General features: G+C 63.4%; 13 protein-coding genes. 12 read left to right on the forward strand and 1 reads right to left on the reverse strand.

Features of this window, described 5'->3' with window-relative positions:
• The first annotated feature begins 7 nt into the window (after positions 1-7).
• The 10 genes from ACGLWX_RS08440 to ACGLWX_RS08485 all read left to right on the forward strand — a co-directional run bounded on the left by ACGLWX_RS08440 (position 8) and on the right by ACGLWX_RS08485 (position 14,096).
• Positions 8-856, forward strand: a complete 849-nt coding sequence (locus ACGLWX_RS08440) for a carbohydrate ABC transporter permease (RefSeq protein WP_396238928.1) — start codon at positions 8-10, stop codon at positions 854-856.
• A gap of 10 nt (positions 857-866) precedes the next feature.
• Positions 867-2,024 carry an ABC transporter ATP-binding protein gene (locus ACGLWX_RS08445; RefSeq protein WP_396238930.1) on the forward strand — a complete coding sequence of 386 codons (1,158 nt, stop codon included), beginning with the start codon at positions 867-869 and terminating at the stop codon, positions 2,022-2,024.
• On the forward strand, positions 2,021-2,710 hold the full coding sequence (locus tag ACGLWX_RS08450; RefSeq protein WP_396238932.1) for an HAD family hydrolase: 690 nt from the start codon (positions 2,021-2,023) through the stop codon (positions 2,708-2,710). Before ACGLWX_RS08445 ends, ACGLWX_RS08450 begins: the two co-directional genes overlap by 4 nt.
• A gap of 48 nt (positions 2,711-2,758) precedes the next feature.
• On the forward strand, positions 2,759-4,246 hold the full coding sequence (locus ACGLWX_RS08455; RefSeq protein WP_396238934.1) for a mannitol dehydrogenase family protein: 1,488 nt from the start codon (positions 2,759-2,761) through the stop codon (positions 4,244-4,246).
• The gene (gene xylB, locus ACGLWX_RS08460) at positions 4,246-5,733 is read left to right on the forward strand and encodes a xylulokinase (protein ID WP_396238936.1); all 1,488 of its coding nucleotides are present in this window, start codon (positions 4,246-4,248) and stop codon (positions 5,731-5,733) included. The genes ACGLWX_RS08455 and xylB overlap by 1 nt, the downstream gene beginning before the upstream one ends.
• A 93-nt stretch (positions 5,734-5,826) precedes the next feature.
• Positions 5,827-6,672 carry a fructosamine kinase family protein gene (locus ACGLWX_RS08465; RefSeq protein WP_396238938.1) on the forward strand — a complete coding sequence of 282 codons (846 nt, stop codon included), beginning with the start codon at positions 5,827-5,829 and terminating at the stop codon, positions 6,670-6,672.
• A gap of 210 nt (positions 6,673-6,882) precedes the next feature.
• Positions 6,883-8,580, forward strand: coding sequence for a TolC family outer membrane protein (locus tag ACGLWX_RS08470; RefSeq protein ID WP_396238940.1), 1,698 nt, complete (start codon positions 6,883-6,885; stop codon positions 8,578-8,580).
• 161 nt (positions 8,581-8,741) lie between these two features.
• Positions 8,742-10,016: an efflux RND transporter periplasmic adaptor subunit gene (locus ACGLWX_RS08475; RefSeq protein ID WP_396238942.1), complete on the forward strand. Its 1,275-nt coding sequence runs from the start codon at positions 8,742-8,744 to the stop codon at positions 10,014-10,016.
• Positions 10,016-13,240 (forward strand): efflux RND transporter permease subunit, encoded by a 3,225-nt coding sequence (locus ACGLWX_RS08480; RefSeq protein WP_252106652.1) that lies wholly within the window; start codon positions 10,016-10,018, stop codon positions 13,238-13,240. The genes ACGLWX_RS08475 and ACGLWX_RS08480 overlap by 1 nt, the downstream gene beginning before the upstream one ends.
• A gap of 181 nt (positions 13,241-13,421) precedes the next feature.
• Complete coding sequence (locus ACGLWX_RS08485) at positions 13,422-14,096, forward strand: hypothetical protein (RefSeq protein WP_396238944.1); 675 nt, start codon at positions 13,422-13,424, stop codon at positions 14,094-14,096.
• A 78-nt stretch (positions 14,097-14,174) separates the two neighbouring features.
• Here ACGLWX_RS08485 and ACGLWX_RS08490 read toward each other — a convergent pair whose 3' ends face one another.
• A complete protein-coding gene (locus ACGLWX_RS08490; protein WP_396238946.1) occupies positions 14,175-14,786 on the reverse strand; it encodes a TetR family transcriptional regulator in 612 nt (203 codons plus the stop codon).
• Positions 14,787-14,977: 191 nt separating this feature from the next.
• On the opposite strand from ACGLWX_RS08490, the gene ACGLWX_RS08495 reads away from it, so the two are divergent.
• Complete coding sequence (locus tag ACGLWX_RS08495; RefSeq protein WP_252106655.1) at positions 14,978-16,009, forward strand: succinylglutamate desuccinylase/aspartoacylase family protein; 1,032 nt, start codon at positions 14,978-14,980, stop codon at positions 16,007-16,009.
• 339 nt (positions 16,010-16,348) lie between these two features.
• Complete coding sequence (locus tag ACGLWX_RS08500; RefSeq protein WP_396238948.1) at positions 16,349-17,821, forward strand: catalase; 1,473 nt, start codon at positions 16,349-16,351, stop codon at positions 17,819-17,821.
• Positions 17,822-17,843 lie beyond the last annotated feature (22 nt).

Raw genomic sequence — 17,843 nt, forward strand, 5'->3', positions numbered from 1 at the left:
ATTGTTTATGAGTACGCCCAATTCCTACGCCGCCCCCGGCGGCTCGGGTCGTTTCAAGCGGGTATTGCTTGCGCTGCTGGCCTGGGCGGTGGCGCTAGTGATCTTCTTTCCCATCCTTTGGATGGTGCTCACCGGTTTCAAGACCGAAACCGCGGCGATCGCCGACCCAAGCTTCCTCTTCTCGCCGACGCTCGAAAGCTACCAGGCGGTGCAGGCGCGCTCGGGCTACGCGCGCTTCGCCCTCAACAGCGTCGCGGTCGCCTTCGGCTCCACGGCACTGGCGCTTTTGATCGCCATTCCCTCGGCCTACGCCATGGCGTTTTTACCCACCCGGCGCACCAAGGGCACGCTTTTATGGATGCTCTCGACCAAGATGCTGCCGCCGGTCGGCGTGCTGGTGCCGATCTATCTGATCTTTCGCGACGTCGGGCTTTTGGACACGCGCACCGGGCTGATTCTCGTCTACACCCTGATGAACCTGCCCATCGTGGTGTGGATGCTCTACACCTTCTTCAAGGACATGCCGCGGGACATCCTCGAAGCCGGGCGGATGGACGGCGCCTCCACGCTTCAGGAAGTGGTGTATCTGCTGTTGCCGCTGACGCTGCCCGGCATCGCCTCCACCGGGCTCTTGTCGGTCATTCTGAGCTGGAACGAGGCGTTCTGGAGTCTCAACCTGACCTCGTCCAAGGCCGCGCCCTTAACCGCCTACATCGCTTCGTTTTCAAGCCCCGAAGGGCTTTTCTGGGCCAAGCTCTCGGCGGCCTCGACCATGGCGATCGCGCCCATTCTGATCCTTGGCTGGATGACCCAAAAACAGATGGTCCGTGGCCTGACCTTCGGCGCCGTCAAGTAAGGAGTTTTTCATGGCAACGCTTGCGCTCAACAACATCGTCAAACGCTTTGGCGACACCGAGGTCATTAAGGGCGTCAATCTGAACGTCGAGGACCGCGAGTTCGTGGTGTTCGTCGGCCCCTCCGGCTGCGGCAAATCCACTTTAATGCGCATGATCGCCGGGCTCGAAAGCGCTACCAGCGGCGATATTCTGATCGACGGCGAGCGCATGAACGACGTCGGCCCCGCCGACCGGGGCCTGGCCATGGTGTTTCAAAGCTACGCGCTTTACCCGCACATGAGCGTTGAGGACAACATGGGCTTCTCCATGCGCCTGGCCGGGGTGCCCAAGGCGCAGCGCCGCGCCCGGGTGCTCGAGGCGGCGAAGATTCTGCAGCTCGAGCCGCTTCTGGATCGAAAGCCCCGGGCGCTCTCCGGCGGCCAGCGACAGCGGGTCGCCATCGGCCGGGCGATCGTTCGAAACCCCAGCATTTTTTTGTTCGACGAGCCGCTGTCGAATCTGGACGCCGCGCTCAGAGTGCAGATGCGCATCGAGCTCGCCAAGCTCCACGAGGAGCTCGACGCCACGATGATTTACGTCACCCACGACCAGATCGAGGCGATGACCATGGCGGACAAGATCGTCGTGCTTCACGACGGTGTGGTCGAGCAGGTGGGCTCGCCCATGGCGCTTTATCATCACCCGCGAAACCGCTTCGTGGCGGGGTTCATCGGCTCGCCGAAAATGAATTTCTTCGCGGTGACAGTAGTGTCCGCCGGCGCGGACGGCGTCGAGGTGACGCTGCCCGGCGGCGCTGCCTGCCATGTGCCGGTCAACGGCGAAGGCGTCGCACCTGGCGCCACGCTCGAGCTCGGGGTGCGCCCGGAGCACCTTTTGATCGAGGAGGCCGGCACGCTCGGCGGGGGCATTCAGGTACTGGAGCGCCTTGGCGGGCAAACTTCGCTCTACGTCGAGATGGAGGGCCAGCTTCTGACGATCATGGCCGACGGCGACGTCGCCTACCGCGTGCACGATTCGGTGCGTTTTGGCTTCGACGCGAGCCGGGCGCACCTGTTCGACCAAACCGGGCGCGCGCTCGAAAGCCTGAAGGCGCACCCGCTGGCCGCGCTCACCCGCCAGGACAACCGCGCCGAGGCCGGTACCCAAAGCGAAGAGGCGGCGCCATGAGAGCCGTTATCTTCGACTGCGACGGGGTGCTGGTGGACAGCGAAATCCTCGCCGAGAATACCCTGCAAGAGCATCTTCAAGCGTGGCTGCCGGACGTGGACGTCGCCGCCGAGCTGAATCAGGCGCTCGGCATGACCACCGCCAATATCGTCGCCCAACTGCAGACGCTGAGCCGCCATGCGCTGCCAGATAATGCCGTCGACCAGGTGGATGCGGCCATCGAGGCGCGTTTGAGCCGTGAACTGTGCGCCATCGAAGGCGCGGCTGAGGCGATCGAAGCGTGTCCCTTCGTCACCGCCGTGGTCTCCAACAGTCACCGCCGCCGGGTCGAGGCCTCGCTTGCCGCCACGGGGCTCGACAGGGTACTCGATGGGGCGCTGATCGTGACCGCCGAGCAGGTGGCAAACCCCAAGCCCGCGCCGGACCTTTACCTGCTGGCGGCAAAAAACATCGAGCTTTCCCCGAAGGCGTGCCTGGCGGTGGAGGATAGCGTGGCCGGCGTTCGCGCCGCCGTCGCCGCCGGGCTGACCGTAGTCGGCTTCGTCGGTGCCAGCCACCTGGATGAGCGCCAGGCCGAGCGGCTACGTGACGCCGGCGCCTGGCGGGTGATCGCGCGCTTCGATGAGCTCGGCGCGCTCGTCGCGTCCTGGAGTGCCGGCGCGCTCACCGCCAACTCCTCCGCGTAAGCGCTCCTAACGCTTGTCGTTCAGCCCCCTTTTTTTCAGGAGACTTCCATGGTTAGGCTCACGCAAAACGCGCTGACCGCGCTTGACGCCGCGGTGACTGTGCCGAGTTATGATCGCCGCGCCGTGAGCGCCGGCATCGTGCATATCGGCGTGGGTGGCTTTCACCGCGCCCACCAGGCGATGTATCTCGACACGCTGATGAACCAGGGCGAGGCGCTCGACTGGGGCATTGTGGGGGTGGGCGTAATGCCCGGCGACAAGCGCATGCAGGAGGTGCTGTCACGCCAGGATCACCTTTATACGCTGGTGGTGAAGCACGCCGACGGTACGCTTGAGCCCCGCGTGATCGGGAGCATGGTCGATTATCTTTTCGCCCCGGACGATCCGGACGCGGTGATCGAGGCAATGGCGGACCCGGCCATCCGGATCGTGTCGCTCACCGTGACCGAGGGCGGCTACAATTTTCACCCGGTCAGCGGCGCTTTCAATCTGGATAACCCGCTCATAAAGCGCGATCTGAGCGCTCCGGATCGCCCGGCCAGTACCTTTGGGCTGGTGGTCGAGGCGCTGGTGCGCCGCCGCGCGCGGGGGCTTTCACCGTTCACGGTCATGTCCTGCGACAACATCCAGGGCAACGGCGACGTGGCACGGCGCATGTTCTCGGCGTTTGCGGCGGCGCGTGAGCGCGAGCTCGGCGAGTGGCTCGCTCGCGAGGTCGCCTTTCCCAATTCGATGGTCGATCGCATCACGCCGGTCACCGTGGCCGACGATATCGATGAGCTTGCCCGCCGCTTCGACGTCGAGGACGGCTGGCCGGTGGTGTGCGAGCCCTTCACTCAGTGGGTGCTGGAGGATTACTTCCCGCTGGGCCGCCCGCCTTTCGAGGCGGCCGGCGTGCAGCTGGTCAACGACGTCGAGCCGTTCGAGCTGATGAAGCTGCGGCTTTTGAACGCGAGCCATCAGGCGCTGACCTATTTTGGCTATCTGGCGGGCTACCGCTACGCCCACCAGGTTTGCCAGGACCCGCTGTTCGTCGAGTTTTTGCGCCGTTACATGAAAGAGGAGGGCGCGCCGACGCTGGCGCCGGTGCCGGGCATCGATCTTAACGCCTACCAGCGCACGCTGATCGAGCGCTTCGCCAACCCGGAAATCAGGGACACCCTGGCACGGCTTTGTGCCGAAAGCTCGGATCGTATCCCCAAGTGGCTGGTGCCGGTGATTCGCCACCAGCTCGACCACGAGGGTGAAATAGCGCTGAGCGCGGCGGTCGTGGCCAGCTGGGCGCGCTACGCCGAGGGTGTGGACGAGCAGGGCGAGCCGATCGAGGTGGTCGATGCGCTGCGCGAGCCGCTGATGGCGATTGCCCGCAACAACCGTACCCGGCCCGAGGCGTTCGTCGAAAACCGCGAGCTCTTTGGCGATCTGGCCGACAGCCCGCGCTTCATGGCAGCGTATCGTGAGGCGCTTTCACTGCTGCACGAACGCGGAGCGCGCGCTACGCTTCAAGCACTGATCGCCTCTAAAGGAAGCTCGTGATGTACATCGGTGTGGACTGCGGCACCCAAAGCACCAAGGTGGTGGTGTTGGACGTCGAGAAAGGGGGCATTCTCGGTGAAGCCAGCCGCGCCCACCGACTCGAAGAAGGGCCGAACGGGCGCCGCGAGCAGGCCCCCGCCGAGTGGCTCGCTGCCTTTAGAGGCGCGTTCTTTGATGCCATCGAGCGCGCCGGGATCGACGCCCGCGCGGTGCGCGCCATCGGCGTGTCCGGCCAGCAGCACGGCATGGTGGCCCTCGACGCCGACGGAGTGCCGGTCTACCCGGCCAAGCTCTGGTGCGATACCGAGACCAGCGGCGAGAACGCCGCGCTTGTCGAGCGCCTGGGCGGCGAGGCGGGGTGTCTGGACAAACTCGGCCTGGTGCTGCAAACCGGCTATACCGCTTCCAAGCTCGCCTGGCTCAAACGCCATCATGCCGACGCCTACCGACGCATCGCCACGATTCTACTGCCCCACGACTACCTCAACTTCTGGCTCACCGGCGAGCGGGTCACCGAGGCCGGCGACGCCTCGGGCACCGGCTATTTCGATACCCGTGCCCGCACCTGGCAAACCGAGGTGTTTGGCCAGATCGCCCCGGAGCTCGACCCAAACCGGGTCCTGCCGCGCCTTTTAAAGCCTTATGAGCCCGCGGGCGTGGTGCGCTCGCGCATCGCCGCGGAGCTTGGCCTAAGTGACGGCGTGGTGGTCTCGAGCGGCGGCGGCGACAACATGCTCGGCGCCATCGGCACCGGCAATATCGCCCGCGGAATCGTCACGCTGAGCCTGGGCACCTCCGGCACGGTGTGCGCCTACTCGCCCGAGCCGGTCGAAAGCGATAACGCCATGGTGGCCAACTTCTGCGCAAGCCACGGCGGCTGGCTGCCGCTGATCTGCACCATGAACGTCACCTCCGCCACGACCCGCGTGCGCGAGCTTTTTGGGCTCGATCTCGACGCCTTTGGCGAGCGGGTAGCAAAGGCTTCGATCGGCGCCGACGGCGTGACCTGCCTTCCGTTTTTCAACGGCGAGCGGGTGCCGATGCTGCCCAACGCCGCCGGCGATTTTTTAGGCCTTACGAGCGTGAACATGACTCAGGCCAATCTGTGCCGCGCGGTGGTCGAAGGCGCGAGTTTTGGGCTTCGCTACGGGCTGGATCTGCTGGGCGATCTGACCGCCGGGGCGAGCCAGATTCGTCTGAGTGGCGGCGGCGCCAAAAGCCCGGTTTGGCGCCAGATGGTGGCGGATATCACCGGCACCGAGGTGGTGTGCCCGGACATCACCGACGCCGCCGCGCTCGGCGCTGCCCTGCAGGCGGCCTGGTGCGAGCAGCAGTCACAGGGCACCACACTCGAGGCGCTTTGCCAGCGACTGGTGCATCTGGATGCGGCCTCGCTTGCCGAACCCGACCCCGAGCGCGTCGACGCCTACCGCCACGTCTACCGGCGCTATCGCCAGGCGCTCGACGAGCGCCACGGCATTGCCTGATATAAGCTTATCCCTGTAGGGTTTTGGCACCGCACGATTCATCCCTCGATCCATTGTTCGATCGAGGCTGCCATCGACCACGGGGAGAGCGCCATGAACGCCGAGCTACTCGAGATTCTAAGCGTGCTGCAGCTTTCGCCCCGCGGTGGCTTGACGCCCTTGAGCGGCGGCGATATCGCCGCGGTGTTCGAGCTCGACACCGCCGAGGGGACGGTGGTGATCAAGCAGGACGACCCGGCGCGCCTACGCGGCGAGGCCGAAGGGCTTCGCGCGCTGAAAGGAGCGGGCAGCTCGCTGATCATCCCCGAGGTGCTCGGCCAGGCTGGCGAGTGGCTGGTAATCGAGGCGCTGCACACCGTACCCCGCTCTCGTTTGGGGGATATCCAGCTTGGCGAAGGGCTTCGCGAGCTTCACGGCGTGATCGGCAGCGAGCACGGCTGGCTACACGACAACGCCTGCGGACGCACGCCCCAACCCAACGCGCCCATGAGCGACGGCCGCGCCTTCCAGCGCGAGCGCCGCCTGCTGGCACTCGCTCGCGCCTGTCTCGATCAGCGCCTTATCACCCCTGAGCTTTACGCGCGCATCAACACTCAGGCGCAAACGCTCGAACAGTGGCTGCCGGACGCCTCGCCGTGTCTAGTGCACGGCGATCTCTGGACGGGTAACGTGCTTTATACCGCTCGGGGTCCCGCGCTAATCGACCCCGCAGTGTATCGCCACTATCCCGAGGTGGATATCGCCATGCTGACGCTGTTTGGCGAGCCCGGCGCTGCGTTTTTCGATGCCTACTGGAACGGCTTCGCCCCGCAGGACTGGCCCCGTCGCGAAGCGCTTTTTCAGCTCTATCCGCTGCTCAATCACGTGCTGCTGTTTGGCGACATGTACCTTGGCGGGGTCGAGCGCTGTGTAAAAACGCTGGAGCGCTCGAGCGTCTGATAGGGAAGGGCGGGCGAAAAACGGGCGCGAGAAAAGCGTACTTTTTACGCGTTTGACTAAAGTAAGTTGCGTTAGACTTGACGTTTGGCCGGACACAGTTTTGGTCGAACTTCAAGGCTAGCATACATACATGAATGTAACTATAATGCCACCCTTTCACACGCTCACTGTGTGGCGCACCATTCCACGTTGACACCTAGAGGCACTCCCATGCGACTGGCACACTGGGCAGTCAATGCCCCCCTTCGCCCTTTAATGTTAGCCGTACTGGCAAGCTCGATCGCGCTGCCCGTTCAAGCGGCGGATCTGATCACCATTACCCGCGACGCGCTCAATAACAACGCCGAACTCGCCTCCGCCCGCTCCGAGTTTTCCGGTGTCGAAGCGGCTCGCGACGTCGTGGGCGGCGAGCTTTTGCCCCAGGTGAGCGCCTCGGGTAACGCGGCGCACAATCGCCAGTTCGAAAGCCAGTCAGCGGGTGGTTTGGAAACCGGCGCACCTACCGGCGGCGGCGCAGGTGCCGCAACCGGCGGCGGGCGTGGCCAGGAGGATAGCTACAACTCATTGTCGCTGTCGCTTGAGGCCACTCAGGCGCTTTTTAACGCCGCGACGGCGCGTCAGGTCGACCAGGCCGAGCGCCAGATCGACCAGCAGGTTTACATCCTGGCGGCGACCGAGCAGCAGCTTCTGATCGATGTCGTCACGGCCTATTTCGATATTCTTCGCGCCTACGAGGTGCTCGAAGCCAGGCGCGCCCAGGAGCGGGCGATCGGCCGTCAGCTCGAGCAGTCCAGCGAACAATTCGAGGTTGGACTGATCGCCATTACCGAAGTGGAAGAGGCGCGTTCGAGCTTCGACCAGGCCCGCGCCGAGCGGATAACCGCCGAGAGCAACCTGCAGGTCGCTTTCGAAGCCCTGGAGCGACTCACCGGGCGCCGCTACGCCAATATCGAATCCTTGGGCGACATGCCCATTGGCCTGCCCGCACCTAGCGAGCGCGACTACTGGGTCGACCAGGCGCTCGAGCGAAACCCCGAAGTGCTGGCCCAGCGCGCCGGTATCGAGGTGTCTCGCGCCGGCGTCGAGATCGCCCGCGCCGGGCGGCTGCCGACGCTTTCGGCCTTCGCCAACTACCAGTACGCAGATTCCGATATCGACTACCTGAGCGGCCACGACGCCTCGGGCCAGGTCGGCGTGTCGGCGAGCGTGCCGCTCTACACCGGTGGTAGCACCAGCGCCAACATTCGCCAGAACACCTTCCAGCTCGAAAGTAGCCAGTACGATTTCGAATCCCAGCGCCGCACCACCATTCAGCAGGTGCGCTCGCTTTACACTCAGGTGAGCAACAACGTCGAAACCGTCGACGCGCGCCAACAGGCGATCGTTTCCACCCGAAGCGCGCTGGAAGCGACCCAGGCCGGCTACGAGGTGGGCACGCGTAACATCGTCGACGTGCTCAACGCCGAGCAGAACCTGTACAACGCGATCGCCAACTACGCCGAGTCACGCTACGACTACGTCATCAACCTGCTCTCTTTGCGCCAGCAGTCCGGGCTTCTGGACGTGGCGGCGCTCGAGGAGGTCAACGGCTGGCTGACCGGCGAAGACGTCAATTTCACGCTGCCTGAAACCAGCGACGGCGACCGCTACGAGAACGCGATGGACATCGGCGCCCCGCCACGGCGCGAATCCTCTTCTTCCTCCACGACCTACTCTGCGGCTGAGTACGCCCCCGCGCGTCGCCAGCCCGGCGGCTATGGTGGCTATGGCGGCGGTTACGACGGTGGCTACGGCCCGGGCGGCTCTTCGCAGGGTGGCTATCAGCAGGGCGGCGGCTATCAGCAGGGTCCGGGCCAGCCTGGAGTTGGTAACGGCGGCGTGGGTGCCGGTCAGCCCGGCGGGTATTGATATTAGAGGGCCTGACCGGCGGCATCGCCTGGCAGGCCCTTGAAGCCGTGTTGAATAGAACATTGGTTATTAAAACACCGGTCACCAGAACGCCGGTCGTCAGAAGTGCGATCCATCGATCATCGATCGCCAAAAAAGAGTCATACATGGGAATTCGACGCATGAGAAGAGCGATTCACTCAACGAGAGCGAGTCTAGTGACGCTGATCGCGGCGCTGGCGCTGACGGCCTGCGGTGGTGATGAAGAGCCTCAACAGCAGCAGCAATCCTCCGAGGAGAAGCCACCGCACAAGGTGGCGGTAGCCGAGGTGGAGCGCCAAGATCTGCCGATCGATCAATCCTACCCCTCGCTTTTGCGAAGCGACAATGAAGTCGTGGTCATCGCCCGGGTCGACGGCGCGCTCGAGGAGCGACTGTTCGAGCCCGGCCAGATGGTCGAGCAGGGCGATTCGCTCTACACCATCGAGCCCGACCGCTATCAGGCGACGGTGAATCAGCGTCAGGCGGATCTGCAAAGCGCGCGGGCCGAATACGCGCGCGCCCAGCGCGACGCCGAGCGCTTTGAGCAGCTGTTGCGTCAGAACTCGGTGAGCCGCCAGCAGTACGACCAGGCCCAGGCCGACCAGCGCGTCGCCCAGGCAAGCGTCGCCCAGGCCGAAGCGGCGCTCTCCAGCGCCAACCTGGACCTGGACTACGCCGACGTGACCGCCCCGGTCGGCGGCATGATCAGCCTGAGCCAGATCAACCTAGGCAACGTGGTCACCAGCGGCACCGAGCTTGCCACCATCACCCCCCTCGATCCGCTCGAAGTTCGCTTTCAACTGCCCCAGCGCGACGCTTTCGAGCTTCGCCGCCAGCTACGCGACAGCGACACCAATTCGACCATCATCGCGCGGCTGAGCGTGCCGGGCTTGAGCGGCAGCGACGACGCCGAACTCGCCGGCGAGCTGGACTTTCTGGGCTCGCGCGTGGACAACGGCACCAGCACCGTGCAGGCGTCGGCCACTTTCGATAACCCGGACGCCGCCGTGCTGCCGGGCCAGTTCGTGCGCGTACGTCTGGACGGTCTCAAGCGCTATAGCGTGATCGCCGTGCCGGAAATCGCCGTCACTCAGGGCCTGATGGGCCCGCGGGTCTACACCCTGGACGACGAAGACAAGGCCCGCGAGCGCACCGTTCAGCTCGGTGACGTGGCCGGCCCCTGGCAGATCATCGTCGACGGGCTGGAAGAGGGCGAACGTGTGATCGTCGGCGATCCTTCCGGCATCGAGCCGGGCATGGCCATCGACCCGCAGCCTTTCGATGGCGACGCCGACGATATCGTCGAGGACGTCGAAGAAGCCGAGGCGCGTGAGGAGCGTGAGCAGGCCGAGGAGGCTTCCGACATGGCCGGCGGCGGCATGCCGACGGGTGAGGGAGAAGAGGGTGCGCAATAATGAACTTCTCTAACTTCTTCATCAGCCGACCGATATTCGCCACGGTACTGGCGATTATCGTCACGCTGATCGGCGCGATGTCCATGCGCATACTGCCGATCGAGCAGTATCCAAGCGTGGTGCCGCCAACGGTGTCGGTTCAGGCGCAGTTCCCCGGCGCCGACGCCGAAACCGTGGCGCAAACGGTGGCAGCACCCCTGGCCGAGGCGATCAACGGTGTCGAGGACATGCTCTACATGACCTCGAACAGCTCCGACAACGGCTCCATGAGCCTGAGCGTAGCGTTCAACATCGGCACCGACGGCGACATCAACACCATCAACGTCAACAACCGCGTTCAGGGCGCGCTTTCTCAACTGCCCGAGCAGGTGCAGTCACAAGGGGTGCAGGTCGAACTGCGCTCGGACTCGATTCTGATGCTGGTGGCGTTAATCTCGCCCAACGGCGACTACAACCGCGTCTACATGCAGAACTACGCCACGCTGAACATCCTCGATGAGCTGCGTCAGGTGCCAGGCGTGGGCAATGCCGAGGTGCTCGGCGGCGGCGAGTTCGCCATGCGTATCTGGATGGACCCGGACAAGCTGGCGCAGTACGACCTGACGCCGAGCGAAGTCGCCAGCGCCGTGCGTACGCAGAACACCGAGATTCCCGCGGGTAACCTGGCCTCGGCGCCGCAGGGTGAGCCGCGCGCCTACACCTATACGATCACCGCCGGCGGGCGACTGACCGACCCGGACGAGTTTCGTAACATCTACCTGCGTACCAATCCGGACGGTTCGTCGCTGCGCCTGCAGGACGTGGCCCGCATCGAGCTCGGTGCGTCGTTCTACGGTGTGGATGCGCGTTTGAACGGCGCCACCATGACGCCGATCATCATCAACCAGCAGCCCGGCGCCAACGCGCTTTCCACCGCCGAAGCGGTGCGCTCGACCATGGAGGATCTGAAATCCCGCTTCCCGCCGGGGCTCGAGTACGTCACGCCTTACGACACGACGCTGTTCATCGATGCCTCCGTGGAAACGGTGCTTCACACCTTCATCGAAGCGTTTTTGATCGTAGCGGTGATTCTGTTCATCTTTTTGCAGAACTGGCGCTTTACCGTCATCGCCATGTCGGTGGTGCCGGTGGCAGTCATTGGCACCTTCGCCGGGTTTTACGTACTCGGCTACTCGATCAACCTGTTGACGCTGTTCGCGCTGGTGCTGTCGATCGGGATCGTGGTCGATGACGCGATTCTGGTGGTCGAAAACGTCGAGCGTGTCATCAGCGAAGACGAAGACATTACCGTGCGCGATGCGACGATTCAGGCCATGCGCGAAGTGGGCGGGCCAGTCATCGCGACCTCGCTCATCATGGCGGCGGTGTTCGTGCCGGTGGCATTTTTGGGTGGGTTCACCGGGCAGATCTATCAGCAGTTCGCGATTACCGTGTCGATCTCGGTGGCGCTGTCGGCGCTGATGGCGCTGACGTTCACCCCGGCGCTGTCGGCAATCTTCATCAAGCACAACCTGAATCACGACCGGCCGTCGAAGTTTCGCCGCGCCATTCGCACGCCGCTGCGCCTGTTCGATCGCCTGTTCGCCGGTATTACCGCGGCCTACATGTGGTGTGTGAAAAAGCTGGTACGCTTTTGGCTCTTGGCACTGGCGATCACCGTGGCCATCGGCGCGGGCTCGTACTGGATGTACGTGTCCACACCCTCCACGCTGGTGCCAGAAACCGACCAGGGCATTGTGCTTGCCAGCGTATCGCTGCCGGACGCCGCCTCGCTCGACCGTACCCAGACCTACATGGCGAAACTCAGCGCCGAGATCGAAAAGATCGAGGGCGTCGAGTACGCCTCGGCCGTGGCGGGCTATGATCTTCTGGCCAGTGCGGTCAACACCGCGCGCGGGGTCATCTTCGTCAACATGCTGCCCTGGGGCGAGCGTGACTTGACCGCCGACGCGCTGGTCGGGCGCATCATGCAGCTGGGGGCCAGTATCGATGGCGGTAGCGCCATGGCCTTCAACGTGCCGCCGATCATGGGGCTTTCGACCACCGGCGGTTTCACCGGCTACCTGCAGTCCTTCGATGGCGCCTCGACCCGCGAGCTTTACGAAGCCTCGCTCCAGGTCATGGGCGCGGCGAATCAGCATCCGATGCTCTCCCGGGTCTTCTCGACGTTCAACGTCAACGTGCCGTCCTACAAGGCCCACATCGACCAGCAAAAGGCGCTGAGCTATGGCGTCGCGCTCGAGAACATCAACTCGGCGCTCGCCAACACCTTCGGTAACGGCTTCGTTAACTACTTCAGTTACCAGAACCGTAATTTCCAGGTGTATCTGCAAAACGAGGACGAATTCCGTAAAACGCCGGACGATTTGAACAATGTCTATGTGCGTGGCGGCAGCGGCGATCGTATTCCGCTCTCCGAGTTCGTGACTTTGGAGCGCCAGGTCGGCGCGTCGGTGGTCTCGCGCTTTGGGGTCTACACCGGCGCCCAGTTCCAGGGCGGCGCCGCCCCGGGCTACAGCTCGGCGCAGGCGATCCAGGCGATGGAAGAGGTCGTGCTCGACACCCTCGGTCCCAACTGGGGCATGGGCTGGACTGGTACCGCGTATCAGGAAGCGAACCTGGGCAATGCCGCCATGATTGCCATCGTGTTCGGTATTCTGATGGTGTTTTTGATCCTGGCGGCGCAGTACGAAAGCTGGGCGCTGCCGCTGGCGGTATTGACCGCCACCCCGTTCGCCTTTCTTGGCGGTATCGCCGGTATTGCGCTACGTGGGCTGGACACCAGTGTCTACGTGCAGATCGGTATGCTGGTGGTCGTGGGGCTGGCGGCGAAGAACGCCATCCTGATCGTCGAGTTCGCCGAGCTTCAGCGCAAGGAAGAGGGCAAGAGCATTCGTGAAGCGGCCATTACCGCGGCGGAGCTGCGCTTTAGGCCGATCGTCATGACCTCGCTCGCGTTCATCTTCGGCACGCTGCCGCTGGCACTGGCTACCGGCGCGAGTGACGTGAGCAGTCACCATATCGGCACCACGGTAGCCGTAGGCATGGCGTCGGTAGCGATCCTGGGCAGCCTGTTCGTTCCCACGTTCTACGCCATGATCGCCTACAGCGCCGACTGGCTGCGGCGCAAGACGCGGGGCAAACAGCACGATCAAAACGACCGGCGCGACCAAAGTGACGGGCGCGGCGAGCATGATGATCGCATCGCCCACGATCCTCAGTGATCGCGCGGTAATGCAGGCGGGCCTTCGGGCCCGCTTTTTTTGCCCGCTTGATTGGTGTCAAGGCGCGTCTGGGCAGAGGCGAGTAGTTTGATCTAAACTTGCTAATGAAACGTTTGAGTCTGCATCCAATACCATAACAGCAGGCCAAACCGACCAGGCAACCACCTGGAGGAGGCACGCCATGCAACCGATTCTCTCGGCCGCTCTGAACTTTCCGACCATCGTCTTCACCTTCGTGCTGGGCCTTTTGGCGCTTTACTGGCTGCTGGTACTGATCCGGCTGGCACCGCTGGAGCTTTTCGAGCGCGACAGCCTGCGCGATGACCACATGGCCAGCACGCTGGTATCGCTTGGCTTTATCGGCGTACCCGCCACGCTCGCGCTGACCGTTTTGATACTGCTCGCCGGTGCGCTTTCGCTGGCCCTGGAGCTCTTGGTGCTGAGCTCGTTGGACCTGGGCATGCTGCGCGTGCCGCTGGGCGTGGTGATTCTCTGGGCCACACTGGCCGTAGCATCCCCCTTGGCCGCCGCTATTTGCCAGGGCCTGGCACGCGGGCTTTATCGCTTCGCGCCCTTCAAGCGGCGAAGCCTTTTAGGTGTGACCGTGAAGGTGACCGCGCTCGACGGTGCAGAGCATGCCGAGGCCGTGGTCGACGGGAAACCGGGCTGTAAGGTAAACCTTCACTGCAAACACGACGATGCCTTTACCGAAGGCGAGCGCCGGGTACTAGTGAAATATCTAAAAGAGGAGGGAGCGTACCGTAGCGTGCAGGTACAAACCTACATGGAGACGCGCGAGCGCCTGAACCAGCTGCGTTTGCGTCACAAGCATCAGGAAACGGCGCACTCGAACTAAAAGGTTTCTGTTCTGGCTATCACGCAACAGCCCGCCGAAAGGCGGGCTTTTTGCTGGACGCTGTGGGCGATAACCACGCTAACGGCGTATAAGCAAAATGAGGGCATCGATGATCTCGGCGCCGCGCTCGCTGAGCGAGTAGCGGTCCGGTGTGCGCAGCCAGTCGTGAAATAATCCGCCGAGCGCTGCCTGCAAAAGCCGTGTAGCCACTTCCGGGGTCAGGCCTTCGCGAAGCTGGTGCTGCTCATGGGCCGTTTCGAATAGACAAAGCATCTCGTCGAAACACTCTTCGTTGATTTCGTTTTGCATTTCGAGCGGGTTGATATCGCTAAAGAACTCGCAGCGGTGCAGCAAAATCGAGAGCGTGCGCCGGTAGTGAGGCTGCTCCAGGCGGCTCATGCCGGCCAGGCACGCGCGGTGTACGGCATCCAGCGGCAAAATGTCAGGGTCGACGTTTTGCACCTCTTCGACCAGCGATTGAAAGGGCATGCGCACGCGCTCGATCAGCGCCATGAACAGATCGCCCTTGTTCTTGAAATGCCAGTAAACCGCTCCGCGAGTAACGCCGGCGTGCCGGGCCACCTGCTCGAGCGAAGTACGCGCGACGCCTTTATCGAAAAACACCTCTTCGGCCGCGTTCAGCAACGCTTCGCGCGTAGCGGCCGCTTCTGCCTTGGTTTTTCTAGCCATAAACGCAACCCTGGTAACGACGTCGAAGGAGCGATATTTTATCTTAAACACCGCCGTTTTACATTCAAAACTGTATGGTTAACTGACCGACGTCATTCGCGCGCTCAATCAACGCCTGGAGCGGCCGATAAGCGATAGATTATCCAGCACCGGCGCTCGCAGTGCGCGCCCACGCCCCATCAGGAGTGCTCATGGCACAAGCCCCGTTTCAGATCGCAGGCCACACCCTTCAACCCGGCCAACGGCTACAAATCGACGTGCCGGTGGCGCGGCTTTACACCCACACGCCGCTGCATATCTCCATCGAGGTCGTCCACGGGCGCCGCGAGGGGCCGGTCATGCTGGTGTGCGGCGGCATTCACGGCGACGAGATCAACGGTGTCGAGATCGTGCGCCGGCTTCTGCGCTCGCGCTCGATCAATAGCCTGAGCGGTACGCTAATCGCCGTGCCCGTCGTCAACGTCTTCGGCTTTTTGCAGCAAACCCGCTATCTGCCCGACCGGCGCGATTTGAACCGCTGCTTTCCGGGGAGTGACAAGGGCTCGCTCGGCGGGCGCATCGCCGCGCTGTTGCGCGAGGAGATCGTCGATCACGCCACGCACATTATCGACCTGCACACCGGCGCCATTCACCGCACCAACCTGCCGCAGATTCGCGCTCAGCTCGAACCCGACAGCGAAACCGCGCGCATGGCCGACGCCTTCGGCGCGCCGGTGGTGCTCAACGCCGAGCTTCGCGAGGGCAGCCTGCGCCACTACGCCCAATCCCGCGGCATTCCCGTACTCACCTACGAGGCCGGCGAGGCGCTGCGCTTTGACGAGTGGGCGATCGCCCCGGGCGTGCGCGGCATTCTACGCGTGATGCGCAGGCTCAAGATGCTTTCCGGCGAGCAGCGCCGCCGCCTGCCCGCCCCGGCGGAGCTCGCTAACGGCTCGAGCTGGGCGCGCGCGCCGATCGACGGCATCCTGCGACCCAAGGTGCGCTTGGGCGCGCGGGTCGCCAAGGGCGAAGTGCTGGGCCGGGTGGCGGACCCCTTCGGCAACGACGAGGGCGATGTCGTTTCGATGGCGGACGGCATCGTGATCGGCATGAGCCGTTTGCCGCTGGCCAACGAAGGCGAGGCGCTTTACCACATTGCCCGCTTCGACGAGATCGAAGAGGCGGAAACCGCCATCGAGAGCTTTCAGTCGAGTCTCGAGCCGGTCACCGATCCCATGTATTAAATTCTGTATTGAAGCCCTGTATTGAAGCCCATGTATTGAAGCCCATGTATTGCAGTGTCGTACCGAAATGCGTGCGCCGCCGGCCGTCGAGAATAAAGCTCGCCAGCGGCGCCACGAATTCGGCGCCAAAGTGTCATAGTTTAAAACCGCGGATAGAAGCGAAGTTGATCGTCTAAGGCTATGGACACTATAGGCAGGGTTTGGCGCCGCCACGTGGCATGATGGTCACATCCTGGCTATAACTGTGGATCAAAGCGCCAGTTAGAACGCATTAGTGGCCAAGAAGGCCCGTACAAAGGTGGCCCCTCGAGGCCCCGGATCGTGACATGGAGGAAGGGTATGACAAACGGTAAATCCAACTACACCACCACGGACGCCGGCATTCCGGTAGCAAGCGACGAGCATTCGCTTTCCGTCGGCGCGGACGGCCCGATCGTACTGCACGACCACTACCTGATGGAGCAGATGGCGGCCTTCAACCGGGAAATGATTCCGGACCGTCAGCCCCACGCCAAGGGCGGCGGCGCGTTTGGCCATTTCGAAGTCACTCACGACGTCAGCAAGTTTACCCGCGCAAAGTTTCTGCAGCCGGGCAAGAAAACCGAAATGCTGGCGCGCTTCTCGACGGTTGCCGGTGAGTCGGGCAGCCCGGATACCTGGCGCGACCCGCGCGGCTTCTCGCTGAAGTTTTACACTGAAGACGGCAACTTCGACATGGTGGGTAACAACACCCCCGTGTTCTTCGTGCGCGACCCGCTCAAATTTCAGCACTTCATCCACTCGCAAAAGCGCCGCGCCGATAACGGCCTGCGCGATCACGACATGCAGTGGGATTTCTGGACGCTCTCGCCGGAGTCCGCCCACCAGGTCACTTGGCTGATGGGCGATCGCGGCGTACCCGCTAGCTGGCGCCACATGAACGGCTACTCCAGCCACACCTACATGTGGGTCAACGACAAGAGCGAGCGCTTCTGGGTCAAGTACCACTTCAAGACCGACCAGGGCATCAAGTGCATGACCCAGGAACAGGCCGACGAAATGGCGGGTACCGACGCGGATTACCACCGTCGCGACCTGTTCGACGCGATCAAGCGCGGTGACAACCCGACCTGGACACTGCACGTGCAGATCATGCCCTTCGAGGACGCCAAGACCTATCGCATCAACCCGTTCGATCTGACCAAGGTGTGGCCGCACGACGACTACCCGCTGCAGGAAGTGGGCAAGATGACGCTCGACCGCAACCCGACGGACTTCCACTCCGAAATCGAGCAGGCGGCGTTCCAGCCGAGCAACTCGGTGCCGGGCACCGGCTTCTCGCCGGACAAGATGCTGCTGGCGCGCGTCATTTCCTACGCGGATGCACACCGTGCTCGCCTGGGCGTCAACTATCAGCAGATCCCGGTCAACGCGCCGAAAACCCAGGTGAACAGCTACGCCCAGGGCGGCCGGATGCGTATCTCCAATTCGACCGACCCGGTCTACGCACCCAACAGCAAAGGCGGCCCCCACGCCGACCCGAAGGCTTTCCCGGAAGACGCGGTATGGGAAGCGGATGGCGAGTTCGTTCGCGCCGCCTACACGCTGCGCCCGGACGACGGCGACTTCAATCAGGCCAATGACCTGGTCAACAAGGTCATGGACGACGCCGCGCGTGATCGCCTGGTGAACAACATCGTCGGGCACGTTTCCGGCGGCGTGGAAGAGCCGGTGCTGTCGCGGGTGTTCGAATACTGGAAGAACGTCGACCAGGCCATCGGCGAGCGAGTCGAGAAGGGCGTGATGGAAAACCGCCAGAAGGCCGGCAAGTAAGCCAAGCCTTTCAAGCGCTAAG

Source organism: Halomonas sp. HMF6819, assembly GCF_044335525.1.
Lineage (GTDB): Bacteria > Pseudomonadota > Gammaproteobacteria > Pseudomonadales > Halomonadaceae > Vreelandella.